Origin of the sequence: uncultured Butyricimonas sp. (assembly GCF_959596855.1) — a bacterium.
In the GTDB taxonomy this organism is placed as follows: Bacteria; Bacteroidota; Bacteroidia; order Bacteroidales; family Marinifilaceae; genus Butyricimonas; species Butyricimonas muris.
This window is the reverse complement of record NZ_CAUFYA010000009.1, coordinates 79,922-104,344: the sequence shown is the minus strand read 5'-3', so window position 1 is coordinate 104,344 and position 24,423 is coordinate 79,922. Positions and strand designations below refer to the sequence as shown.

At 44.8% G+C, this 24,423-nt stretch carries 18 protein-coding genes; 13 read left to right on the top strand and 5 right to left on the bottom strand.

Annotated elements, in window-relative coordinates; all coding sequences use genetic code 11:
• Positions 1–58: 58 nt before the first annotated feature.
• The 4 genes from Q5866_RS06245 to Q5866_RS06230 all read left to right on the top strand — a co-directional run bounded on the left by Q5866_RS06245 (position 59) and on the right by Q5866_RS06230 (position 4,968).
• Entirely contained in the window at positions 59–1,900 is a 1,842-nt protein-coding gene (locus Q5866_RS06245; protein ID WP_303179515.1) for a thioredoxin fold domain-containing protein, read from the top strand.
• A 36-nt stretch (positions 1,901–1,936) separates the two neighbouring features.
• The gene (locus Q5866_RS06240) at positions 1,937–3,115 is read left to right on the top strand and encodes a TlpA disulfide reductase family protein (RefSeq protein WP_099291557.1); all 1,179 of its coding nucleotides are present in this window, start codon (positions 1,937–1,939) and stop codon (positions 3,113–3,115) included.
• Positions 3,116–3,221: 106 nt separating this feature from the next.
• Positions 3,222–3,719, top strand: a complete 498-nt coding sequence (locus tag Q5866_RS06235) for an SRPBCC family protein (RefSeq protein ID WP_099291558.1) — start codon at positions 3,222–3,224, stop codon at positions 3,717–3,719.
• A 25-nt stretch (positions 3,720–3,744) separates the two neighbouring features.
• Positions 3,745–4,968 carry a thioredoxin domain-containing protein gene (locus Q5866_RS06230; RefSeq protein WP_099291559.1) on the top strand — a complete coding sequence of 408 codons (1,224 nt, stop codon included), beginning with the start codon at positions 3,745–3,747 and terminating at the stop codon, positions 4,966–4,968.
• Between the two features lie 77 nt (positions 4,969–5,045).
• On the opposite strand, the gene Q5866_RS06225 is transcribed toward Q5866_RS06230, so the two are convergent.
• On the bottom strand, positions 5,046–5,597 hold the full coding sequence (locus Q5866_RS06225; RefSeq protein ID WP_303179512.1) for an RNA polymerase sigma-70 factor: 552 nt from the start codon (positions 5,595–5,597) through the stop codon (positions 5,046–5,048).
• Between the two features lie 107 nt (positions 5,598–5,704).
• On the opposite strand from Q5866_RS06225, the gene Q5866_RS06220 reads away from it, so the two are divergent.
• The 6 genes from Q5866_RS06220 to Q5866_RS06195 all read left to right on the top strand — a co-directional run bounded on the left by Q5866_RS06220 (position 5,705) and on the right by Q5866_RS06195 (position 16,427).
• Positions 5,705–6,877, top strand: coding sequence for a FecR family protein (locus tag Q5866_RS06220; protein WP_099291873.1), 1,173 nt, complete (start codon positions 5,705–5,707; stop codon positions 6,875–6,877).
• A 141-nt stretch (positions 6,878–7,018) separates the two neighbouring features.
• Complete coding sequence (locus tag Q5866_RS06215; protein ID WP_303179509.1) at positions 7,019–10,312, top strand: SusC/RagA family TonB-linked outer membrane protein; 3,294 nt, start codon at positions 7,019–7,021, stop codon at positions 10,310–10,312.
• 18 nt (positions 10,313–10,330) lie between these two features.
• Positions 10,331–11,776, top strand: a complete 1,446-nt coding sequence (locus tag Q5866_RS06210; RefSeq protein WP_292265368.1) for a RagB/SusD family nutrient uptake outer membrane protein — start codon at positions 10,331–10,333, stop codon at positions 11,774–11,776.
• Between the two features lie 9 nt (positions 11,777–11,785).
• Positions 11,786–12,553, top strand: a complete 768-nt coding sequence (locus Q5866_RS06205; protein WP_292265370.1) for a DUF4843 domain-containing protein — start codon at positions 11,786–11,788, stop codon at positions 12,551–12,553.
• Positions 12,554–12,564: 11 nt separating this feature from the next.
• The gene (locus Q5866_RS06200) at positions 12,565–14,118 is read left to right on the top strand and encodes a PKD-like family lipoprotein (RefSeq protein ID WP_186976021.1); all 1,554 of its coding nucleotides are present in this window, start codon (positions 12,565–12,567) and stop codon (positions 14,116–14,118) included.
• Between the two features lie 23 nt (positions 14,119–14,141).
• A complete protein-coding gene (locus Q5866_RS06195) occupies positions 14,142–16,427 on the top strand; it encodes a TlpA family protein disulfide reductase (RefSeq protein WP_303179506.1) in 2,286 nt (761 codons plus the stop codon).
• A 98-nt stretch (positions 16,428–16,525) separates the two neighbouring features.
• On the opposite strand, the gene Q5866_RS06190 is transcribed toward Q5866_RS06195, so the two are convergent.
• Positions 16,526–17,965 carry a carbon starvation protein A gene (locus tag Q5866_RS06190; protein WP_303179504.1) on the bottom strand — a complete coding sequence of 480 codons (1,440 nt, stop codon included), beginning with the start codon at positions 17,963–17,965 and terminating at the stop codon, positions 16,526–16,528.
• 626 nt (positions 17,966–18,591) lie between these two features.
• Here Q5866_RS06190 and Q5866_RS06185 point away from each other — a divergent pair.
• On the top strand, positions 18,592–19,554 hold the full coding sequence (locus tag Q5866_RS06185) for a helix-turn-helix domain-containing protein (RefSeq protein ID WP_186976018.1): 963 nt from the start codon (positions 18,592–18,594) through the stop codon (positions 19,552–19,554).
• 88 nt (positions 19,555–19,642) lie between these two features.
• Complete coding sequence (locus tag Q5866_RS06180) at positions 19,643–20,362, top strand: MBL fold metallo-hydrolase (RefSeq protein WP_255469506.1); 720 nt, start codon at positions 19,643–19,645, stop codon at positions 20,360–20,362.
• Between the two features lie 104 nt (positions 20,363–20,466).
• On the opposite strand, the gene Q5866_RS06175 is transcribed toward Q5866_RS06180, so the two are convergent.
• Positions 20,467–21,516: a linear amide C-N hydrolase gene (locus tag Q5866_RS06175; RefSeq protein ID WP_099291568.1), complete on the bottom strand. Its 1,050-nt coding sequence runs from the start codon at positions 21,514–21,516 to the stop codon at positions 20,467–20,469.
• A 149-nt stretch (positions 21,517–21,665) separates the two neighbouring features.
• Here Q5866_RS06175 and Q5866_RS06170 point away from each other — a divergent pair, with 149 nt between their 5' ends.
• Positions 21,666–21,938: a zinc ribbon domain-containing protein gene (locus tag Q5866_RS06170; protein WP_186976017.1), complete on the top strand. Its 273-nt coding sequence runs from the start codon at positions 21,666–21,668 to the stop codon at positions 21,936–21,938.
• 72 nt (positions 21,939–22,010) lie between these two features.
• Here Q5866_RS06170 and Q5866_RS06165 read toward each other — a convergent pair whose 3' ends face one another.
• Positions 22,011–22,940, bottom strand: coding sequence for a bifunctional riboflavin kinase/FAD synthetase (locus tag Q5866_RS06165; protein WP_292265380.1), 930 nt, complete (start codon positions 22,938–22,940; stop codon positions 22,011–22,013).
• Positions 22,941–23,102: 162 nt separating this feature from the next.
• Positions 23,103–24,341, bottom strand: a complete 1,239-nt coding sequence (locus Q5866_RS06160) for a DcaP family trimeric outer membrane transporter (protein ID WP_186976015.1) — start codon at positions 24,339–24,341, stop codon at positions 23,103–23,105.
• Between the last annotated feature and the right edge of the window lie 82 nt (positions 24,342–24,423).

Below are 24,423 nucleotides of genomic sequence, written 5' to 3'. Positions count from 1 at the left end.
ATAGAGAAATGAGGTTGTTTGAAAAGAATCTTTCAGACAGCCTCAAAAAGAATTATCCATGAAAAAGAATAGTAGAATCGGAACGTGGTTGAGTGTTGTTCTCCTGTTAGTGATGTTTGGATTGTCGGTGAAAGCACAGAAGTATAAATCGGTATTCAAGGATCTGACGTGGGAACAAGCCGCGGAGTTGGCTCAAAAGGAGGGCAAAATCGTGTTGGTCGACGCGATGATGAAGGCTCGTACTCCCGAAGACCGGAAGAAACGGGATGAGGCGGAGCGGAAATTGTTCTCCGTGCCGGGGATTATGGATTTCTGTAACCGGAATATCGTGGCCATTCATATAGATATGGGAACGGAGGCGGGGAAGGCATTTGCCCCGAAGCTGGTGATGAATATGTACCCCACTTACGGTTTCTTTATGCCGGACGGGGATATTCTGGGTGTCGTCAGTCCTTTTATTTTAGCACAGAAACCGGAAGTTTTTTTGGAAAAGGGACAAAAGGCGGTGAAAGAAGCGGAAGTAAAGAGAAGTAACAAACGTTCTATTCTATTCGAGGAAATCGGGTTCAAGGAGGCGTTGGTGAAGGCGAAGAAGGAAAAGAAGTTGATTTTTATCGATGCTTATACCGATTACTGCCAACCGTGCGTGATGATGGTGAAGAATATCTTCTCGTTGGATAAAGTAGCTGATTTTTACAACGAGAATTTTATCAATCTGAAGTTGGATTTCGGTAAAGAGAAGGAATTGGCACAGAAATACGGGACGTCGGGGTATCCCGCTTTTGTTTTCGTGAACGGGGATGGTAAGCTCGTGTATTTGGCAGGTGGTTACACCGAAGCGGAACCTTTTATCGGGTACGGGCAGGAGGCTTTGAAAAAAGCACAGGGGATAGAATTTAGCGCCGGGAGCTGGAACGAGATTCTGGCAAAGGCAAAACAAGAGAATAAATTGATATTTATGGATTGCTATACCTCTTGGTGCGGACCTTGTAAACAAATGGCTCAAACGACCTTTGTCGATCCTGATGTTGCCGCTTTGTTCAACGAGAAGTTTATTAACGTGAAGGTGGACATGGAGAAGGGCGAGGGGAAAGAATTGAGCAAGCGTTATGGCGTGAGAGCTTATCCCACGTTGAATTTTATTCATGGTGACGGGGAAATAGTACATTGCGTGGTAGGAGGATTGGGTGCGGATGAATTAATCAGGCAAGGGAAACTCGTGTTGGAAGGTAAAGGATTAAGTTATATGCAAAACGAGTATGCCGATGGAAACCGGGAGCCGGAGTTTATAACTTCTTATCTGGAAGTGCTCGGGATGGCTAACTTGGGAGAGGACGCACAGAAGGTGACGTTGGAGTATTTCGCCACGCTCGACCGGGAGAAATTGAACGAGAAAAAGTATTGGGATATCTTTGTCCGGTACGTGAATGATGTGGATAGTGATTTGTTCCGGTATGTATACGCGAACCGGGAACATCTCGTTTCACTTTACGGGGAACAACAAGTGAATCGTAAGATACAATCCGTGTGGGCAACCGGGGCGAATCGGTTCGTGCAGGAAAAAGAGGGCGCAAAGGTGTTGGATAAGAAAGGTTTTGAGCGTTACGTGAAGCGGATGAAAAAGGCGAAAGTTGACGGTTGGGAAGACATCGCGGCGAACGCGAGAATGAATAATGCCGAGAAGACCGGGGACTGGAAAACTTACGTGACTGAGGGTGACGCGCTGTTGAAAAATGGCAAGGTTTCGGATTTGTTATTGTATAACTGGGGGCTAAGGATAACCAAGAACTGCAAAGACAAGGAGTTGAGGGCACGTGCAGCCCGTTGGTTCGAGAATGCGGCTGCCGAATCGATGTCGTACCGTACCTATTTCGAGAAATTGGCGGCTGAATTAAAATAAGTCGCGTTGAATTTTAATGGATTTAATAATAATAGTATGAGGAAATTTTTAAGTGTAATGTTTGTGGCTTGTATGGTGATGCTTACAAGTTCTGTTTTCGCCCAAAAGACGATAACGATCAAGGGAAAAGTGAAATTCCCGTACAACCGTTTTAACATGGAAATCGTGGAACGTCAAGGCTTTGACAAGACGGTTCTTGATTCATGTAAAGTGAACGCTGACGGCACGTACGAGTTTAAAATGAAAGTGGACAAACCGGGGGTTTACACCTTGGATTGCCAGAAATGGCAGTCCGTGTCGTTTTGGGCAGAGGACGAAGATTTGGAAATTAATTTCCGCGGGGAGGATACCGCTAGAATTAAAATCAAAAATCCCCCTTACGTGTATATTAACGGGGGACCTAACAACGAGGTGATGAATCTCATGAACTGGGACGGTTACCGGGGGTACCAGTTGATGATCGGGATTTCTCAAGGAGTTTATCGCATCCCCGGGATTGACGATGCGGCAAAACAGGAAGTGTCCGGGAAGTTTTACGATATGTTGGGTGACGAGTCCCGTGCTCGTGCAAGATTCCTCGCGGAGCATTATGCCGACCGGAATAGCGTGTTGGCGGTACTGCCCGCGTTGCGTGGCGAGGAAGACGAGGCATTGGTAGAACAGGTGCTTGCCCGTTTGGAAAAAGTGAACCCGAATTATGCGCCCCTGCTTAGATTCAAGGCGGATAGAGCCGAGGCGAAAGCACAGAAGGAGCGTTTGGCTGAAGGGAAAATGGCTCCGGAATTTTCGTTCCCCACGCCCGACGGAAAGAAACAACTGGGACCGCAGGACTTCAAGGGCAAAATCCTCGTGTTGGACTTCTGGGCTTCTTGGTGTGGTCCGTGTCGCGCGGAAATCCCTCATTTGAAAGAGGCTTACAAGGAATACAGTAACAAGGGTGTTGTATTCTTCAGCGTGTCGATTGACAAGGATGATGCCGCTTGGAGAAAGGCAATGAAAGAGGAGAATATGCCGTGGGCGCAAGTGTGTGCCCCGAAAGCCGGGAAAGACGTGATGAAACAGTATCAGTTCTCGGGAATCCCTTATATCTTGGTTATCGATAAGGAAGGGCGTATCGTGGCGAAGAATTTGAGGGGAAAAGCCTTGACCGACAAGTTGGCGGAATTGGTTAGCGGGAAGAAAAAGAGTGTTGCCATGCCGGCAATGGGCATGTAAATAATACAAGAGTTTGAGGGATACATGTATAACGAGAGATATTATGCTTCTTTTCGATCGACACAGCAACCGTACGGTATTCCTCAACTCTATAAAAAAACGAGAGATGAAAAAGTTTTTGTGCTTAATGATGATACTTTGCACGGCAGGCATCGCCTCCGCGCAAATGACTGCGGCTAAAAGAATCCCGCCGGCGGTGGAGAAGAAAGTCGTTTTGAAGGCTTCCGCGCAAAAGGTATGGGACTATATGTCCGAACCGGGTAATTACAGGAAATTCTCGGGAGTGAAGACTTTTACCTGCGAGGAAAAGGCATTGAATGCCAAAATTGAATTGGAAACGAAAGCCGGAAAGAAAAGAAGTCAACACATCAGCGTGATTGACTATGACAATTTCAAAATCTGTTATTTCGTGACGAAATCCGACTATGCCGGGGAAAAACAATGGGTGTACGCGTTTGACATTTATCCCAAGGGAGATGGAAAATGTGAGGTAGTACTTTCGGTTTTCTTCGGGTTTGACGAACTTAGCCCGGAATTTAAAGAAGGTATCACGAAGGAGTTTGACGATATCGTTTCCGGTTTGAAAAAGAAGTTTAAATCATAAGGATGTCTAATTAATATTGTATGTAATGAAGAGATTGTACGTGATAGTCATTTTGTTGACCGCGATTGTTCTGGGTGCCCGGGCACAGGAACAGGGAATCCGTTTCGAACAAACCAAGGAATGGAAAAAGATTCTGAAGAAAGCAAAGAAAGAGAAGAAGTTGATTTTTATTGATTGTTACACTTCATGGTGCGGACCTTGTAAAATGCTTTCGGCCAATGTTTTCACCCGTGAGGACGTGGGAAATCAATTTAACCGGGATTTCGTGAACGTGAAGTATGACATGGAGAAAGATGCCGACGGTGTGATACTGAAAAACACCTTTGACGTGAAGGCGTTTCCGACTTTGGTTTTCGTGGACCCGAACACGCGACAAGTGGTGCATAAGATGGTTGGCGCCGGTTCTGCCGAGTGGTTGATGGAGGGCGGAAAGATTGCCAATGATCCACGGAATAACTTGAGCGGGTTGACAATGCGTTATGATGCGGGAGAGAGAAGTGTTGATCTGTTGAGTCGTTATCTGAACGCGTTGGCTTCTGCCTATATGCAGGAAAAACAGGGTGCCGTTGCCGCGGAATACTTGAATGCTTTGTCGGACGACGAGATCGTGACCAAGGAAAACTGGGATTTGATCAAGAAGAACGTGAGTGATCCGTTGTCAAAACCTTTGCGGCAGGTGATGGCTAATATCGGTCGTTTCTATGAAGTTGCCGGTAAAGAGGTGGTGGATTATAAATTGGAAATGGCAATAAAAGGAGCCGTGTCGGAGATCGCGTATTGGCGTCCGGGTAACGGGGATTTTGATGAGGCGAGAAATACCGAATTGGTCAAACTTCTCCAGTCATTGGATTATGCTTTCGTGCCGGGTTCTTTGGCAACTTTATTTACTGCCGAATATATAAGAAAGGGTGATTACCGGGGAATGTTGAACAGTATGCGGGAAGCCTTCAAGTACAACGTGTTCCGTGGCGGGGAAGATCAGATGTATTTCCAGAACAATATCGAGGCTTTGACCGGTTGTGACGACAAAGCCCTTGTGCAGGAAGGTATTGATTGGCTTGATGCTCGATGTGCCCGGACGAATGACTATTTCGCCAAGGCTAACTTGATGAACTCCAAAGCCCGCCTGTTGACTAAAAACGGCGATACTTTAGGTGCGGACAAAGCCAAAATGGAAGAAGAAAAATATAACAAAGAAGGGGAGAAAAGAAGCGGGGGAAAAGCTGTAAGGGCTATTCGGATGAACTGATTGACAGGTTTCGAAAGTCCGTTTTATTGTTTGTGTCATGCTGAACGCAAGGTCTTTTGTTGCGTTCAGCATGATGTTTATATCCCGAATAAAATGAATTTAAGATTGTTCCTTAGGATTGTCATGGCACGTTTGAAGTGAGTTTTTACCGTGGTTTCGGCAATATCCATTTGTTCCGCTATTTCTTTGATTTTCTTCTTTTCCACGATGTGCAATAACACGACTTCGCGTTGTTTGTCCGGCAATAATTCCAGTATACGGTTGAGTCGCTCGTGAATATCTTCATCGATTTCCGGGTCTTCAATATTTGAGAATAACATTGCCTCGATGATTTTGTCCTGATGTTTATATTGAATGTCAAGGTTCCTCAAATAATTCATGCATTTGTTTTTCACGATTCCGAGCAGGTAATATGAAACGGACAGCTTTTCATCGTACCTTTCCGGGTACGACCATAGGGATAGAAAAGCATCTTGTACCATGTCTTCTGCTTCTTTCCAGTCATAAAGATAACGCATGGCATAATGTTGCAGAGGACGGAATGAAGTCCGGTACAATTCATGAAAAGCCTTTACATCCCGCTTTTTTATTCGGGAGCCCAGTTCATCCTTTTTCGAGAATTCGTCCATCCGAGATAGAATATTTTTGACAAAGATAAATTTTTTTCCTCAATCATGTCATCCGCTTTTGATCTCGTGTTAATTATAGACAAAACCGAATGATTGGATTGAAAATTATGGAGAAAAATCATATTAGTTGGGATATCTTGTTGCGAAAAGTTCGCCGGACGTTGTCGCCTGCGGAGGAGGCAATGTTTCAAGAATGGTTGACGAGGGACGAACGGCATAAGGAGTATTACGAGCGTATTCATCGGGTTTGGTCGGCTGACGAAACGACGTGTGAGTTGGATACGGATATATCCGTGATGATCGCGGGATTTGACGAGCATGTACGGAAAGAGCGGGATTCGAGGCGAAAGAAGATCGTCCGGTACGTGTATCGTTTTGCCGCTTGTTTATTCATCTTGTTGGCTGTTGGCGGAGGTATTTTGTTCTTGAATAAAGGAGAGAAGCAGCCGGATCGGTTGGCTAATGTGAATAAAGAATGGGTACCCGGTGGGAATAAGGCGATTATTCTTTTGGCTGACGGGAAAAAGGTGGATGTGGAGATGTTGGCGGATACGATGTTGTATAAGGTGGACGGGATTGAGGTACAGAAAGACGCGGGCGTTATCAAGTATAGTGGTCTTCAAAAATCGGAAGTAACGTACAACACGATTATGATCCCGAAGGGTGGTGAGTATCAGGTAGAATTGAGTGATGGGACAATGGTTTGGTTGAACTCCGATACGGAGTTGAAGATTCCGACCGTGTTTGCGGGAGATGAAAGACGCGTGTATTTATCGGGGGAGGCATATTTTGTCGTTACCAAGGATGAGCGTAAGCCTTTTATCGTGGAGACGGATTTGGGTAACGTGAAGGTGTACGGTACGGAGTTTAATGTCAAGCGTTACCGGGACGACGGGCAATTGAAAGCGACTTTGGTCGAAGGTGTAATCGGGTTCAGCAGTGATCGAATTGCGGAATTGAAACTTAAACCGGGTTACCGGTTGAGTCTGGCGGAAGGTTCCGAAACGCCGGAAATCAGAGAAGTGAAAGTGTATAACGAGATCGCGTGGCGGGATAAACGTTTCAGTTTTGAAAACGAGACGCTGGAAGAGATTGCACGGGAACTGGAAAGATGGTATAACGTGAAGATTGTTTTCACCGATCCGGCTCTGAAAGAATTGGTCTTTTCGGGGACTCTCAGTCGTTACGGGAAGATTGAAACCATGTTACGACTTTTCGAGGAAGGGGTTGAAGTGAAGTTCACGATTGAAAGTGACACGATAAAAGTGATAAGGAAGTAAAAAAGTAGAGAATGCATTCTGTAGTCGGCAAACTTTAGATGACATTCTCCACTGATTCATTAATATTAACGAATTAATAAAACAAATGTATGAAAAAAAAAGACACCTGACAGGCATATTCAGTCTGTATTTTCACGAAAAATGTTGTTGGTGTTGCACTTGTTGTTTTTCGTTTCGTTGGCTCACGCGGCAACGGAGGATTCGACTCGTGTGGTAACCTTTAGCACTAAAGCTGAAAGCCTGAATAATGTTTTGATCAAATTCAAGGATCAGACCGGGGTTGAGATTCTTTTCAACCGGCAACTCTTGGGCGATCAGAAGTGTAAAGAATTGAATCTGGTGAACGTTCCTGTTGATGTGGCTCTCGGGAAGATTCTGGAAGGAACGGGATTCGAGTTCTCGAAAGTGGATGGCGTGTATGTTGTTAAAAAAAGTACGAAAAGTAGCGTTACTCGCGTGGAGCCGCGTATGATTTCCGGGACGGTGAAGGATGAGCGGGGAGAACCGTTGCCGGGGGTGACGGTTGTTGTAAAGGGGACTACGTTGGGATGTGCCACGGATGTGGACGGGAAGTATAAGCTGCCCGTGTCGTCGGACGGGGATATTGTTTTGGTTTTCTCGTTTGTCGGGATGCAGACGAAAGAAGTTACTTACCGGGGTGAGAAGGAATTGAACGTGACGATGGAACCCGACGTGATGGAGATGGAACAAGTGGTGGTTACGGGTATCTTTACCCGTAAAGCGGAGAGTTTCACGGGTGCTGCCACGACTTTCAAGCAAGCGGATTTAAAGCGCTTGGGGAATCAGAATATCTTGCAAAGTTTAAAGAACATGGACCCTTCGTTCATCGTGACGGAGAGCGTGGATTTCGGTTCCGACCCGAACCGTATGCCGGATATTCAGATTCGGGGGGCTTCCAGTTTACCGAACGTGAAAGGTGATTACAGTTCCAACCCGAATCAGCCTCTTTTCATTTTGGATGGTTTTGAAGCGACCACGGAGAAAGTGTTTGATCTCGACATGAATAGGGTGGCTTCGGTTACGCTTTTGAAAGACGCGGCAGCCAAAGCTATTTACGGTTCGCGTGCCGCTAACGGGGTGGTCGTAATCGAAACGATACAGCCGGAAAAGGGAATGTTGAAAGTGACTTATTCCGGGGACCTGAATATCACGGGACCGGATCTGACGAGTTATGATTTGTGTAACGCGAGGGAGAAATTGCAGGTAGAACTGGATGCCGGACGTTACACGGCTTATTATCCGGAAGATACTCAATTCCGGATGGAGCAATACAATCAGATACAAAAAGATATCGCCCGGGGTGTTAATACCTATTGGTTGGCAAAGCCGTTGCGGACAGGCGTGGGACACAAACATTCCTTGTATCTGGAAGGGGGAGATGATTATCTGCGTTACGGGGTTGACGTGTCTTACAACAAGGTCGCGGGAGTCATGAAAGGTTCCGATAGGGAGAACGTGGCAGGGGCGATCACGTTGTCGTATCGTTACAAAAGTTTGTTATTCCGGAACGTGTTGAGCGTTACTTTCAATAAAGCGAACGATTCGCCTTATGGTAGTTTTTCCGAGTACACGAAATTGAATCCTTACTGGAGCCCTCGTGACGAGAACGGGAATCTGAAGCGGGTGCTGGGACAATTCCAACCGAGAGATTGGCAAACGGCAACGGTGTATTACAATCCCTTGTATAATACTACCCTCGGGACGAAGAATTTCTCGAAGTACACGGAAGTGACCGATAATTTTTACGTCGAGTGGCAGATGTTCTCGGATTTGAAGTTTATCGGTCGTTTCGGTTACACGCAAAAACAGGATAGCCGGGAAGATTTTTACCCGGGTAATCACACGAAGTTTGCCGATTGGACGGGGGATGATTATTTTAAACGGGGGTCTTATTATATCAAAGACGGAACGAACAAGACATTGAAGATTGATGCGACATTTAATTATTCCAAGCAGTGGGACAAACATTTACTGTTTGCCAACCTGAACTGGAATATACAGCAGGATAGTTATGATTATCACGGTATGGAGGCATGGGGATTTTTGAACGATAAAGTAGATCATATCGCTTTTGCCAAGCAGTACGCGGAGAACGGTACCCCGACGGGAGATGATGCCACAACCCGGGAAATCGGTGTGGTGGGAGCCGTCAATTATTCCTATGATAACCGGTATCTGGCGGATCTTTCCTATCGTCTGAGCGGTTCTTCGGTGTACGGGGCTGACAATCGTTGGGGGAGTTTCTGGTCTGCCGGTATCGGCTGGAATATGCACTACGAGAGTTTTCTAAGCAATCAGGAATGGCTGAATCAACTGAAATTACGGGCTTCAATAGGATATACCGGAAGTCAGAATTTCAACCCTTATCAAGCGATGGCTACATACAAGTATTTCACGAGTGCCGAGTATGATAATATCGTGGGCGCGTATTTGATGGGTATGGCAAACGATAAGTTGAAATGGCAACAGACAAGGGACATCAATATCGGTTTCGATGCCCGTTTATTGGACGGGTTGACGTTACGTTTCGATTATTATATCAGTAACACGGATAATCTGCTGGTGGATTTTGATTTGTCGGGTTCTACGGGATTCAGTACGTTCAAGGAAAATCTGGGAGAGGTGCAGAACAGGGGATTTGATGCCACGTTGAGTTGGAAGTTATACAATAATATAGAGAAGGATTCCTATTTCACGGTTTTCGGTTCGGTTTCTTCCAACAAGAATAAGATCGTGAAAATCTCTGACGCCTTGACGAAATCGAACGAGGCACAGGATGATGACGACGTGAATCCCTCGAAACCGTATACCCGTTTTGAAGAGGGGCAATCCACGAGTGCTATCTGGGCGGTACGCTCGCTAGGGATTGATCCGGCAACTGGTAGCGAGATGTTTTTAGACCGTAACGGGAAGAAGACTTACGTGTGGAATATCAATGATCAAGTGGTGTGTGGCGAGTCCAATCCGAAGATGCAGGGTAATTTCGGGTTTAACGCCGAGTACATGGGAATTTCATTGAATTGCTCTTTCAGTTACAAGTTGGGGGGTGATTATTACAACCAGACTCTGGTAGACCGGGTGGAGAACGTGGATATACAGTATAACGTGGACAAGCGGGTATTCACGGGAACATGGAAAGAAGCCGGTGATGTCACTTTCTTCAAAAAGATTTCCGATACGCCGACGACAACCCGTCCGACTGACCGATTCGTGGAGCGTTTGAACGAATTGTCACTTGCCTCGTTGAACGTGTCGTATGATTTCCGGCATTTACATATATCGAAGTTCGTGGAACGTTTGAAAATGTCGTTCTATATGACGGATGTGTTTCGGGTATCTTCGGTAAAGGCCGAAAGAGGATTAGAGTATCCTTTCGCCAGAACTTATTCTTTGGGATTGCAGGCAACTTTTTAACGATAACAGAACAGGATTATGAGAAATAAAATAAATAATTACGGAAAATACCTGTGTTGCGGCTTGGTTTTGCTGATGTTCGCATCATGTAACGATTGGTTGGACGTAGAGCCGAAATCACAGGTGAAGGACAAGGACCTGTATTCTTCCGAGAGCGGGTTCAAGGAAGCGTTGGCGGGTGTCTACAGTATCATGACACAGGAATATCTTTACGGCAAAGAGTTGACTTTCGGGATGTTGGGCGTGTTGGCTCAGGAGTGGGATAATCTGCCGACAGACTATACTGACGATAAGGACTATAAATACGAGAATACGAAACCGGAGGTGCGGATTGATTCCGTGTGGAACGGTTTGTATAACGCGGTTGCCAATGCCAATAAACTGCTGGAAGAGATTGACGGCAAAAAGTCGGTATTTTCGGGTGTGAATTATGACGTGATTAAAGGGGAGGCTTTGGCTTTGCGTGCATTCCTGCATTTTGATTTGTTACGTTTGTTCGGGGCAAGCTACGCGGAGAATCCGGATAAGATGGCAATTCCTTACGTGACGGCTTACACGCCGGAAACCTTCCCGCAGAGAACGGTGAAGGAGGTTGTCGGCAAGGTGCTGGAGGATCTGGGAGCTTCATTGGAGTACTTGAAAAATGACCCGATATACACGGGAAAGACCGTCACGGAAACCGACGATAACGGGTATTTACTTCATCGACAGGTTCACTTGAACTATTATGCGGTGAAAGGATTGCAGGCACGGGTGTACCTGTACAAGAAAGATTACGCGAATGCTGCAAGTTGTGCCTCGGAGGTCATCGAGTCCGGTAAGTTCGAGTGGGTGAAACAGTCCAATTTGACGGACGAGAAAATGGCGGATCTTTCTTTTTCCACGGAACATTTGTTTGCTTTGAACGTGGTGACGCTGGGAAGTCGTGCCGAGAAGTATTTCTCCGGGAGTAATTCTGTTTTCGCGGTGAGCGAGTCAACATTATTGGGGTATTACGAGTCGGCTCAGGATTATCGTTATTTGTACCAGTTCAAAACCGGCACCGGGTTGAGTAATACGTTGCGCTACCTCAAAAAATACGATCAGTTGGAAGGGAATGGTACTACCGCTTGGCCGGCGTCTTACCGGAACAAGATGCCGTTGCTCCGTTTGTCGGAAATGTACTATATCCTTGCCGAGTGTCGTCATTATACATCCGGGGATGTGTTGGCAGCGTTGAATGAAGTACGGCATCACAGGGGCGTTGCAGACTTGGGAGAGGCTGATGTGACGGATTTTGATGCTGTTCTGTTGTCTGAATTCCGGAAGGAAATAATCGGGGAAGGACAATTATTTTTTCATTACAAGCGGTTGAATTTACCGATGATCAAAGGGACGGATGCGGACGTGATCGGTCAGGGGGTGTACAAACTGCCGATGCCGAAAGCAGAGTTACAGAATCCGGGTTGGGTAAGCAATAAATAAGAAGGTATTATGAAAAGACAAATGATATATTTGGGTGTTATCATCGCTTTGGTGTTGTGTGCCTGCGAGGAAGACGACAAACTGATGTTTGATGAGGAGTCGCGTGCATTGAATCTTTGGTTCGGAACCGAATCTTTGGAAGGAAGAGTGGATAGTACGGAATACAATTACGCGTTCCGCCCGCTGAATACGGAGTTGGACTCGGTAATGTTCTACGTGAAGTTGGCGGGAGTGCCGTTGAAAGAGGATTACACGTTTGAATTGGAAGCCACGGGAGGTGATGCCTCGACAGTGATTGTCGGGGAGCATTACGTGTTGCCGTCTTACGTGTTAAAGGCAGGGACTACCGGGGGAAGTTTCCCGATATATTTGAAGAATACGTCAGATTTTAAGAATAAGATATTCTCTCTTTCTTTCGGCTTGAAGGAAAATGAAAGATTTGAAACAGGAGCGAAGGAATATACTTCTCTAAAATTGAATATCAAGGATAAGGAGGAAAAACCTCAATATTGGGATGACGATCCGGAAACGTACCAGCCGTTAAAGAAGTTTTTTGGCACGTATAGTCATAAGAAGTATCAATTTATGATTAAGGTGACGGGAAAAATAATTCTTCGGGTGATCTATCAAGGTACACCTACCCCACCTTACGAGATATCTTATTTTGAAGCCCAGTATTTACAGGCGAAATGCAGGCTTGCCGTTGAGGAGTACAATAATAACCCGGAGAACCCGGATCGTCCGCTATCGGATGAATACGGACCGATAACTTTCTAAAGTGTAAGGCTATGAATTTTTTGAAATATATTATATCGCTGATTGTTGCCTGTACGGGATTATGGGCGTGTTACGACGACAAGGGTAATTACGATTACCGGGAATTGGACGAGATTGTTATTGATTCGACAGGCGGGTTGATTCAAGCGGACTATTCTATTGCCCGGATGGATGTTCTGGACATTCCTTTGAAGGTGTATTACAAGGGAAAACTGGTGAATGGTTCCGAGGCGCAATACCCGGAGTTGGAATTTAGTTGGGTAGTTTATCAACAGGGCATGGGAACCCCGATCGCGGATCGGGATACAGTCGCCGAACAGATTGAATTGAAGATTCCCGTGGAGTTGGAAGAGCGGAACTGGGAATTGGTGTTCACGGTACTGAACAAACAGACGAATACCCGGGAGTTTATGAAATTCGGGTTGAAAGTGAATGCGGCGTTGAGCGAGGGATGGATGGTGTTGTACGAACGGGATGGTAAAACGGATGTCGGTTTGATCGTGGATAAACTGATAGCCCCGAACGTGACTAGGGAACAAACATGGGTGGATATATATTCGACGTTCAATGATGTCCCTTTGGACGGTAAACCTGTTCGTTTGCTGTATTCCGTTTCCACGAATCCGCAGGCAGTAATAGCGGTGACCGATAAAGATATGGTTGGCGTGGCACCCTCTTCCTTCAGTAAATTATATTCATTCAATGATATGTTCTGGACGACTCCTTCTGTACAGGCTCCTGATTGTTATACCGCTTTTTACAATAAACGGGAATTAGTAATGAATGACGGGAAGATGCACACGGTTAATTTTTCCACGAGCGGGGCGGACCGGACGAATTTGTTTTTCGGGGTACCTTGCACCGGGGAGTATGGAAAACTGGCAAAATGGTGCGCAAATATGAGTTCCGGTTATAGCGGTGTCGTGTATGATCAGGAGAACCGGAAGTTTATGTGTATAAAATCGAATCGGACGGAGGTTGTCGCTTTGCCTATTCAGAGCGCGGGGATTGCGTTCGATTGTAATGATGTGGGATTGGAACTGGTCATGAGTGATTACGGTTGGAGTCATTATGAATACGTGATCATGAAAGACAGGCAAGAACATTACTATTTGCTGGCAGCCGATTTTTGTAGTATAATGACTCAAAATATGATAGGCGTCGGGAAGTATGATATGGCAAATTGTAAAGGACTGTCGGATGGGATTTCTTCTATGACCGCCGGATACAAGGGTGAAATACTCTATTATGCAGCCGGTAGTAAAGTGTACCTGTACGATTATAAGTCTACGAACAGTACCGGTGATGCCGTGTGGGAAGACCCGAACGGGGATGAGGTGACTTGTATCCGGTTGCAGAAATATTATCAGGGTTCGATGATGATGGCAAATACTCCGCCTAATGCTTGTGAAGTGTTGTATATTGCCACGTATAACGAACAGGAAGGAAAAGGAACGGTGTACCAGTTAAGAGTGAATCCTTCCAGCGGTGCGGTGGATTTGAGTACTCAAAAACCGTTTTATGGTTTCGGGAAAGTGAAAGACATGGGATGGAAAATAAAGTAAACTAATTTATAAATTAAAAGGATATGAAGTATTGTTATTTACTTACGATCGTAAGTATCATTGGGATGTTATTGGCTGATGTGAAAGACTCTCGGGCTCAAATGACAGTTGCCCAGCCCGTGCAAACGAAAGCAGAAGTAGAAACGGGTATACGTTTTTTTGAAGGTTCTTGGAATGAGGCATTAGCCGAATCGAAGAAAACCGGTAAGCCGATTTTTATGGATTGCTATACCGTGTGGTGTGTACCGTGCAAAAGGTTGGCACAAGAAGTATTTACCAAGCCGGAAGTTGGGGAATATTTTAATTCCCGTTTTATCAACGTGAAGATGGACATGGGAACCGCTCAGGGGAAAGAATTGAACAAACGATACAAGGTGACAGGGTACCCGACTTTACTTTTTTTGGATGAAGACGGCAATATGTCACATCGTATCGTGGGGGCTCCGGACGGGAAGATTCTGTTAAGGGAAGCAGTCCGGGCGATTGAAGGAAACGGATATACTTCAATGAATAAGATGTATGCGGAAGGAAATCGTCAGCCCGGTTTTATACAGGAGTACATGGAAGTGCTGGATGTTGCCGGGGAGGGAAAGAAATCGGCAGATATCTGTTTGGACTATTTTGACACGTTGGATAAAACCAAGTTAAAAGAACGGGAATATTGGGATTTGTTTATAAAATACGTGAAGGATGTCGATTCTGATGAGGCTAAATACGTGTACAAGAATCGGAAAGAGTTTATTAATTTGTACGGGGAGAAAGAGGTAGGAAAGAAATTATTCCAATTGTACAATGGTGGTGCTTACCGATACTGGAAGGTAGAAGACGGGATCGGAGTATTCGATGAAAAAGGATTCGAGAAGTATGTCCGAGATTTGATGAAAAAGGATATAGATAGGAAAGGACAGATTATCAGTGATGCCCGTATGAATTATGCCATGAAAGCGGGAGATTGGGAAGAGTACGTGCAGTTGGGAAATGAACGTTTGCAAGCGGGTGAAGATAATACTTTTGTCGTGTATAATTGGGGGTTACGAGTGAATGTCGGATGCAAGGATATGACCGTGCGTGAAGAGGTGGCAAAGTGGATGGAACAGTTTGCTATGGCTTGTGACCGGAAGCCGGATGCAAAGGAATCGGCGTCATTCAAAAATTCTTTTTTGATAATTGCCGATAAGCTAAGACACCCGGAGAAGAATGACAAGAATTACCGTCCCACGATCGTGATAACCGGAAAGATTGCGGCTTTGAGTGATAAAGGAAATATCATCAGAGTCCTCAAGAAGGAAGGGTTTTCCAAGCAAGCGATAGATTCTTGTGAGGCAAAATCGGATGGGACTTATGAATTGAAAATGAGGGTGGAACAACCCGGTGTGTATATTTTGGAGTGTCAGGGCGGACAGCGGGTTGAATTTTGGGCAGGTGATGAAGACGTGCACGTTGATTTCCCCGGTTTCGGTAATGCCAAAATTAAAGTTATTCGTCCGGTGTATATTCGTGTTGCCGGAGGAAAAAACAATGAAGTGTTGGATAAATTGAATTGGGAGGCTTTCCAGAATATACAGTTAGCGGGAGCTTTTGCCCGTCCGGTATATAGTCAGGCGGGAGTTGCAGATTCTGTAAAACAACAGTTGATGACACGGTTGGGAGAAGTAGTTAGTCATGATATGTCCGGACGTTTGCTGCATTGGGCAGAGGAATATGCAGACCGGGAAGCCGTGGTAACAGTCCTTGCCAAATTGCGAGGAGAAGAGTATACCGAAACAGTTCAGAAAGTCTTGACAATACTGGAGGCAAAATATCCGACTAGCGTGGCAGTGAAAGATTTTAAAGCGGCTCGTGCACAACAGGAGCTTATAAAGCAAGGTGGAATGGCACCTGAATTTTCTTGTCCGACTCCCGACGGGAAAAAGAATTTAGGCCCGCAAGATTTTAAAGGGAAATATCTCGTCATGGATTTTTGGGCTTCATGGTGTGGTCCTTGCCGGGGTGAGATTCCTCACTTGAAAGAGGCTTATGAGAAGTACGCGGACAAAGGAGTGGCTTTTTTCAGCGTGTCTATCGACAAGAGCGATGCCGCTTGGAAAAAAGCCTTGGCAGAGGAAAATATGCCTTGGGAACAAGTATGCGCTCCACAAGCCGGGAAAGACGTGATGAAACAGTATCAATTCTCGGGAATACCTTATATTTTGGTGTTGGATAAAGAGGGACGTATCGTGGGAACCAATTTGCGAGGAAAAGCCTTGATGGATAAATTGGAAGAATTGGTAAACGAAAATAAACCCAAAACATCCATGATGATGAGATAAAATTTTAGAGTTGGGGGATTTGCATAACGAGAGATATTATTGCTTCTCTTCTATCGCACGGCTTCATTGCAAATTCCCCGCTCTTGTTCTAGGCGTGTTTAGGTAGTTTTATGCTTTGCTACTTTCGTAATAAATAACACGAATAACCCGAGTCCGACCACGATTCCTACCGGGTAGCTGATGGCGGGAGCAATAAATAATCCGCCGACCTTGTAAGGGGCAATCATAAAATAGGTAGCGCACACGACACTCAGGAATGTTGCCGGAAGCGACATCATCCAATGCGGTTTGCCTTTCTTTGCCAGATAAGTGGCGGCTGTCCATAGGGTGATGGTTGCCAATACTTGATTACCTATTCCCACGTATTTCCAGATAGTGGAGAAATCCACGTTGCAGAGCAGGTAGGCGACCGCGAAAATTGGAATGGATACCATCAAGCGGTTCTTAATCGGTTTCTGGTTAAATTTCAAGGCGTCGGCGATAATCAATCGCATACTTCGGAATGCCGTGTCGCCGGAAGTGATGGGACAAACGACCACGCCGATGATGGCAATAATTGCTCCGAAGCGTCCCAGCCAAGAGTTACATATCTGGTTCACGATAATTGCCGGGGTTGCACCTCCTTGTGCTGCCGTATTCAGCCCTTCCGCTCCACCGAAGAATGCCATGGCTGCCGTGGCCCAGATCATGGCAACGATACCCTCGCAAATCATTGCCCCGTAGAAAATCGGACGCCCGTACTTCTCGTCTGTCATGCAGCGTGCCATCATGGGCGACTGCGTGGCATGGAAACCGGAAATGGCTCCACAGGAAATCACGATGAATAACATCGGGAAAAGAATATTGTGTTGCGGATCGGTATGCATATTGCGCATGGAATCGAAAGTCAGGTTCTCCAAAACAAGTTCTCCGCTAAATCCGCCGTAAAGCAAATAGGCTCCCACGCTGACAGCCATAAATATCAGGGCGGCACCCATGAACGGATAGATTTTACCGATTATCTTATTGATTGGTAATAAGGTCGCTATAATATAATAAGCAAATATGATGTATAACCAAGGCGTCATGCTCATCTTGGTCAGGCTGCCTAATAGTTCTGCCGGACCGTTCACGAAAGAAACCCCGACGGCTAGCAACAGAAAGCCCGTGAAGAACGTCATGAACTTGCGCACCCCGTTACCGAGGTATTTGCCCACGATGTCGGGCAGACTGGTCCCGTCGTGACGGGTAGATAGCATTCCGGAAAAATAGTCATGAGTGGCGCCCATGAATATACAACCGACAACGATCCACACGTAAGCCATGGGACCGTAGGCGGCACCGAGAATTGCCCCGAAGATGGGACCCAATCCGGCAATATTTAAAAACTGAATCACGAAAATACGCCAAGGCTTCAGTTCATGGTAATCCACTCCGTCTGCAAGACGTTTTACTGGGGTAGCGATAGTGGATGATGCCCCGAAAAATCGTTCAACAAATTTCCCGTAGGTGAAATAAGCGACGATTAGTAATCCGATTGAAATAATAAATGTTAGCATTTGCTTGAAATTTTTGCACGAACACAAAGTTATAAAAATGAGTTTGAAAAGTAAGTCTTTAAAGACGGAAAAAATGCACGCACGGGTAAAAAAGAAATGGCGACCAGTCTGGCATTGAAGGTAGTTGAGGTGCGCTAGATCTGATCGCCTGGCCTGGGACACGATATTGATATAATCCGTTCTACGGATTATTTCTGGATGTGGAATTGGATGTGGCCATTGGTGATGTGATGCTTATTTATCATTTATGTAAATCTCCTTACGTTTTGTGACCTAATTGTTATATGACAAATGTATAGAGTGATTTTCTAATTACAGTAGGAATCAATGAGGATTTTCACCTCTGTCAGTTCTAAATATAAAGGAAAATCAGGCGTGTGTTTTTATTTTTGAAAATAAAGCCTTGGTCTAATGTTGGAATCCTCATTTTTTGAAATGGACGTCATTTGGAATGATATTTACCGGAAATCGGGATTATTTTCGATAATTTGATTTTATAGGAAAAAATGGAAATGATATTATAAAATCTTGTTTGGTTTATTTTGAAAATATCGTATCTTGGTCGAGTCATCCGAAGGAGGCGTATGTTATCGGCAAAAGAATATTTAAAAATACGGAAAGGAAAAATGAAACAAGAAGTTTTGCATGATAACTTATTGAATGCCATACGAACGAAAGTGCCTCACGAGGAAAATTTGGCGAGTGTTCTGGGAAATATATTATGTATTGGGAAGGAGGCGATATATCGTCGGTTACGGGGGGACGTTCCTTTCACGTTATTGGAAACGGCGCTGATCTCGAAAGAAATGAATATTTCGGTGGATAGTCTTTTGGAATCCGTGTCCCCGAAAAGCAGGCCTTTCCAGTTGAAGTTGACAGAGTTTTTTAACCCGTTGGAAACGGATTTCCTGATGATGGAGAATTACGTGGATGTATTCCGGACTCTTGACGAGAAAACCTATTCCGAGAGTGCATCTTCCACGAACATACTGCCGCAACCCCTTTATCAGGATTACAAATTTCTTTCAAGGTTCTACCTGTTCAAGTGGAAAGCCCAAAGGGACGGGTTGGATTCCGTGAAGACATTACATGAAATCGTACCGGAGGAACGGTTAGTTCGTATACAGAAGGATTTGGTCGTGGAGGCTCGTCGGGTAAAAGACACGAGTTATATATTCGATAACATGATATTCCTTTACCTGATCAATGATATCAAATATTTTGCCAGCGTGAACCTGATATCCAATGCCGACGTGCAGGAATTGAAAGAAGAATTGTTCCATTTTTTGAATTGTTTGGAACGCTTGGCGGCAAAAGGGAGATTCGATAACGGGAACAGGATACATTTTTATATATCCAATATTAATTTCGACACGACGTACTCCTATGTTCACACGCAGAAATATAACCTTAGTCTGATAAAGGCATTCACGTTGAACGGGATAGCGTCTTTGGACGATAAGACCTTCGAGAGCGTGAAAAGCTGGATTCTTTCCTTGAAAAGATTCTCGACATTGATATCCGAGAGCGGCGATTTACAGCGGATACATTTCTTTAAAAGTCAAAGAGAATTGGTGGCCACGTTGTGATTCGTTGAGAAATAATATATAACTTTGAATGTCCCGTTGTCGTAAATCAGGCAAACGGGTTAGTGTTTTATCAACTAACTTGAACAATATGAAAACATTATTCACGATTCTTTTATTGATTGCAGGTATGACAAGTATAGCGCAGAAATTCGAATCCGATTCGTTCGTGACGAAAGACGGGAAGTCTTTGAAGATTACTTTTATAAAACATGGTAGTCTGATGTTTGAGTTTGACGGGAAGATCATCTATGTAGATCCGGTTTCCGACTATGCGGATTACAGCACTTTGCCCAAGGCGGACGTGATATTGATTACCCATGAACATGCTGACCATTTGGACCCGAAAGCCATAGCGGACGTGGAGAAGAAAGATACCAGAATCGTGATTAACGCTTCTGCCCGAGAGAAGTTGGGTAAAGGAGATGTCATGAAAAATGGAGATCAGATACAAGTGACTCCTTGGTTGAAAGTGGAGGCTGTACCTGCTTATAACACGACACCCGGAAGAGAAATGTATCACCCGAAAGACCGGGATAACGGTTATGTCCTAACCTTAGGCGGCACGAGAATTTATGTTGCGGGAGATACGGAAGATATTCCCGAATTGAAGAGATTGAAAGATATAGAAATTGCCTTTTTACCGGTAAATCAGCCTTACACGATGACCGTCGCGCAGGCGGACAAAGCTGCCCGAATGGTAAACCCGAAAGTGCTCTATCCTTACCACTACGGCAATACTTACGTGGAAGAATTACAAAAAAACTTGAAGGACACTAAGATTGATGTTCGCATCCGGCAATTACAATAAGGTTAATAAGAGGCTGTGTCAAAAGCCATTTTGAAGTGAACCCTAAAAGTTAGACAAAAAACTTTTAGGGTTCACTTCAACTTCACTTTTAGCACAGCCTCTTTTTAATTATAAATCGCTTCGAATAGAAATTTGAACGAGGGACTTGTAACCATGTGTTTATCGGCATTTCCGGCGTAAACTTCCCCGTTTGCCAAGTTCAGTTTCTTTACCGGTGCTCCTTCCGTGAAATCCAGACCTTTCAAGTCAAGCCAGAATACATTCGGGGTTATTGTAGATTCAAAGAAGTAAACCTTATTCTTTTGGTCTGAAACAGTTCTCCAACGCGTGGAGGAAATATTCGGTTGATCGGGAGTTGAAATCCCGAGAGGAACCGATACATTTCGGATAACACTGAATACTCCAGCCACGGCTTCCTGTTGTTTGTCTGTTTGCGGGATAGCATTGATGTAAAAGGAAGCCCTGACAAAACGGTCGGCTGCACGGTTCGTGCCCGGTAGCATCACCAGACCGCCGATTTGCTTCCAGTAATTGTTCAACGTGATTTGCTGTTCGTAGGAAGGAGAGTTTGTCATTACTTGGTATTCTTTCCCCTCGTGTATGACCAGTTTGCCTTTGATGTATTCAAAAATGGCACTGTTACCCGAGGCATCCGAGATAGCAAGATGTAATGTTGATTTGGCTCCGTTCGGCATATCCGGTGCGTCGATGCGGAAAGTTTCCTTGCGCAATTCGTTTACCGCCTCGTCTACCGTGGCGAAATTGTCCAACACGTATTGTGTCCATATACTGATTCCCATTACTGGACGAGTGTCATTCGGACGGTAGTAATCGGATTCAGCCAGATACAGGAGGTTGGCAACCAATCCTTTCTCGTTCATCCCGTCGGAAGTACCGATATCATATCCGGCGGTGATGACACTACCGTATTTTGATTTCCAATGCATCGTGTTCCCTTTGTCGGCTCCCGCTCTCTCAATCCCTCTGGGAAACACGTAAATATTTGACTTTAAATCTTCTTTCCAGTCCATAGTCCTGCCTGTTACGACCATGCCGTTTTGTCCGATATATACCACTCGGGTACATGCATCGGTATACGATACCAGCGTTCCTGCCAGTAATAATGTTGCGATAAATAATGTTTTCCTCTTCATACTTTAATGTTTTATGTGTTAAACGGAAATTACGTTTGACAAGTTTCTTAAAATTATATGAAAATCAAATATTATTCGCTGATAGAGTGAATCTTTATTTGGTAGAAATTCGATATATTTGTCATGTTAGAATCTAAACATCAAATATTATGAAGAATAAAATTTGTCAGAGTTGCGGTATGCCCATGATGGCAGAGGAGCAATTCGGTACTAATGATGACGGTAGTATGAATACCGAGTATTGTACATATTGTTATCAAGACGGGGCTTTCACGGGCAATTATACCATGAATGAGATGATAGACCATAATCTTGAATTTTTAGATGAATTCAATAAAGATGTGGAGCGTCCGTTCACGAGAGAAGAGGCCAGAGCCGAGATGAGAAAATTTTTCCCCACGTTGAAACGATGGAAAAACTGAATGGTGCTTTAATTGACGGTTCAATGATTCTGGAAAATCATTGAACCGCCAGTCAAGGAATCAAAAGGATTTTTATTTCTGAAACAATCTGATAGCCTCGGTCTTGTCTTTTTCCAATTGTTCCCGAAGCTCCTTTATATCTTCGAATTTTCGTTCTCCCCGAAGGCGGGTAATCAGTTTTATCGTGATAGTCCGGTTGTAGATATTTTGGTTGAAATCGAAAATATGAACCTCACAGGAAACGATGCCTTCTTTACTCACCGTCGGGCGTATCCCGATATTTAACATCCCATGGAAAACCTGTTCCCCGATGAAAACTTCTACGGCATAAACGCCTATCGCGGGAAGTAATTTTCTTTCTTCCGGGATTTGCACGTTTGCCGTGGGAAAGCCGATTTCCCGACCTAATTTGCGTCCGTCCACGACTTTCCCGGTAATGGAGTAGGGGTAACCGAGAAAACGGTTTACCGTGTTGATATCGCCAACTGCCAAAGCGTTTCGTATTTTCGTGGAACTGACATTCACGTCATTCTCCTCGAATACAACTTCCCGTTCCAGAAAGAAACCGTATTTCAAGGATAATTCCTGCAGGCTTTCGAAATTCCCCGCCCGATTCTTCCCGAACCGGTGGTCGTATCCCACGACAAGACCTTTGATATGAATCTTGTCCACCAGAATATTTTTCACGAAATCTTGATAAGGTTGTTGGGAAAATTCGAGTGTGAATTTCAAGATAATCAAATGGTCTACCCCGTATTGCTCCAGTATGGCAATTTTCTCCTCGAGAGTTGTCAGTATACCCGGTTTCTTTTCCAGAGGATACAACACTTCCCGTGGGTGAGGTTCAAAACTGATAATAACGGACTCTCCGCCGATACGGTCAGCTTTCTCTTTCAAGTGTTGAATCACGCGGGCGTGTCCTAAATGCACTCCGTCAAAACTACCGATAGTGACAACCGGGTTCTTGATATTAATACCTTCGACTCCGTGGTGAACTTTCATTTCAAATGGGTTGAACAATTTGACGCGAAAGTAATATAAATAACCGAATAATGGAGTCTATAAAGTCTATAAAGTCTATAAAGTCTATAAAGTCCGTAAGGTTCATAAAGTCCATAAAGACATCTTTGACCTTACGGACTTTACGGACCTTATGACTTTTGACTAGAATCTGTATTGTATCATCGTGTTGATACGACTTGCGTTACCGTAGTCTTTGTTGAAGTCGTTACGGCGTCCGAAGACGTATTCGATACCACATGAACCGTATTCGCTGAAATCCCAGAATAGATTGGCGGCGGCGTATTGAGCGTATTTGTATGAGGTGGTCGGCATGCCGAACCGTTCCTCTACACGGGCGTAACTGTACATGATGTTGGAAGAAAGCTCTTCATTCCATTTGTGAGAGAAACCTCCATAGGCTCCCCATGCGCAGGATGCTTTCAATTTTCCCTCGGCGGTGGCACTGGGTACGAGGTCAAGACCTATACCGGATATATCCTGTATATAATTGGAAATACCTTTACCGCAAACACCTTGGAAACAGAAAGACGTGCTTTCCGAGAACTGCCAGATTCCACTTAAAGAGGCTCCCCAGCCCGTTACGATTTGGTCTTTGTCCTTGATTTCATCCTTGTAATACATGTTTCTTAATACCGCTCCGGCTTGCAAGTGACTGCCGTTTTTGAAACTGTATCTCACGTTAAGCGGGATGTCGGGAATCCTTTGATGAATATAATCCGTGAATTCTCCTTCCGTGTAAGACGGTTCCACGTATTCAAGGGCTAAAGAGGCTTGCCAATGCTCGTTGAAATCCCGCGTGTACCGGATTTGCGGTTGACGTAAGGCAACTTCACTGGTCGGGCCTTCCTCGTCGATTGTGGCAGGACCCGCGGAAATGTCACAGAAAGTACTCCATGTCTTACCAATAGTGAAGCCTCTGAATTTAATGAAAGCCTGTCTTAGGATAGGAGCGTTTTGTGAGCCTTCGAACTCCATTTCCATGTAAGTAACCAGTCTGCCGACTTCTGTATCGCCTACCAGTTTGAAGAATAACCGGGACTGTCCCACGTCGATACCGTAACGTCCGCCGGATTGATGACCTTTCAGGGCGATAGAGTTCGTTTCGAAGTAATTGTCATTGGGAACTCCGTTAAAATCGTAAATTCCCTGCACCTGTACAAACCCTCCCACGCCGAATACGAAGTTTTTATCCTTGTTGAAAAACACAAATCTCGGGGAAGCGGGATCGTTAAAGGATAGCGGAAAAGCTTCTTTCATCATTTTGTAAAAGTTATCCGCATCATTTTTTGCCGACACGGAAGTCACGTTGACTTGCGCTCGTGCTCCCGTGTAGATTCCACAAGAGATAGCAATCAACAATAGCAATGTCAATTTTTTCATAGTGCTACAAATTAGTTGGTTAATTTAGTAACACTATATACGGGGGAGGATAGTAAAAGTTCAGGTAATTCAGTGATTTGAC

Bases quoted from the DNA above. Each gene is read 5' to 3' on its own strand.
- Q5866_RS06245 (WP_303179515.1), top strand. From the start codon at position 59: ATGAAAAAGAATAGTAGAATCGGAACGTGGTTGAGTGTTGTTCTCCTG.
- Q5866_RS06240 (WP_099291557.1), top strand. From the start codon at position 1,937: ATGAGGAAATTTTTAAGTGTAATGTTTGTGGCTTGTATGGTGATGCTT.
- Q5866_RS06235 (WP_099291558.1), top strand. From the start codon at position 3,222: ATGAAAAAGTTTTTGTGCTTAATGATGATACTTTGCACGGCAGGCATC.
- Q5866_RS06230 (WP_099291559.1), top strand. From the start codon at position 3,745: ATGAAGAGATTGTACGTGATAGTCATTTTGTTGACCGCGATTGTTCTG.
- Q5866_RS06225 (WP_303179512.1), bottom strand. From the start codon at position 5,597: ATGGACGAATTCTCGAAAAAGGATGAACTGGGCTCCCGAATAAAAAAG.
- Q5866_RS06220 (WP_099291873.1), top strand. From the start codon at position 5,705: ATGGAGAAAAATCATATTAGTTGGGATATCTTGTTGCGAAAAGTTCGC.
- Q5866_RS06215 (WP_303179509.1), top strand. From the start codon at position 7,019: ATGTTGTTGGTGTTGCACTTGTTGTTTTTCGTTTCGTTGGCTCACGCG.
- Q5866_RS06210 (WP_292265368.1), top strand. From the start codon at position 10,331: ATGAGAAATAAAATAAATAATTACGGAAAATACCTGTGTTGCGGCTTG.
- Q5866_RS06205 (WP_292265370.1), top strand. From the start codon at position 11,786: ATGAAAAGACAAATGATATATTTGGGTGTTATCATCGCTTTGGTGTTG.
- Q5866_RS06200 (WP_186976021.1), top strand. From the start codon at position 12,565: ATGAATTTTTTGAAATATATTATATCGCTGATTGTTGCCTGTACGGGA.
- Q5866_RS06195 (WP_303179506.1), top strand. From the start codon at position 14,142: ATGAAGTATTGTTATTTACTTACGATCGTAAGTATCATTGGGATGTTA.
- Q5866_RS06190 (WP_303179504.1), bottom strand. From the start codon at position 17,965: ATGCTAACATTTATTATTTCAATCGGATTACTAATCGTCGCTTATTTC.
- Q5866_RS06185 (WP_186976018.1), top strand. From the start codon at position 18,592: ATGAAACAAGAAGTTTTGCATGATAACTTATTGAATGCCATACGAACG.
- Q5866_RS06180 (WP_255469506.1), top strand. From the start codon at position 19,643: ATGAAAACATTATTCACGATTCTTTTATTGATTGCAGGTATGACAAGT.
- Q5866_RS06175 (WP_099291568.1), bottom strand. From the start codon at position 21,516: ATGAAGAGGAAAACATTATTTATCGCAACATTATTACTGGCAGGAACG.
- Q5866_RS06170 (WP_186976017.1), top strand. From the start codon at position 21,666: ATGAAGAATAAAATTTGTCAGAGTTGCGGTATGCCCATGATGGCAGAG.
- Q5866_RS06165 (WP_292265380.1), bottom strand. From the start codon at position 22,940: ATGAAAGTTCACCACGGAGTCGAAGGTATTAATATCAAGAACCCGGTT.
- Q5866_RS06160 (WP_186976015.1), bottom strand. From the start codon at position 24,341: ATGAAAAAATTGACATTGCTATTGTTGATTGCTATCTCTTGTGGAATC.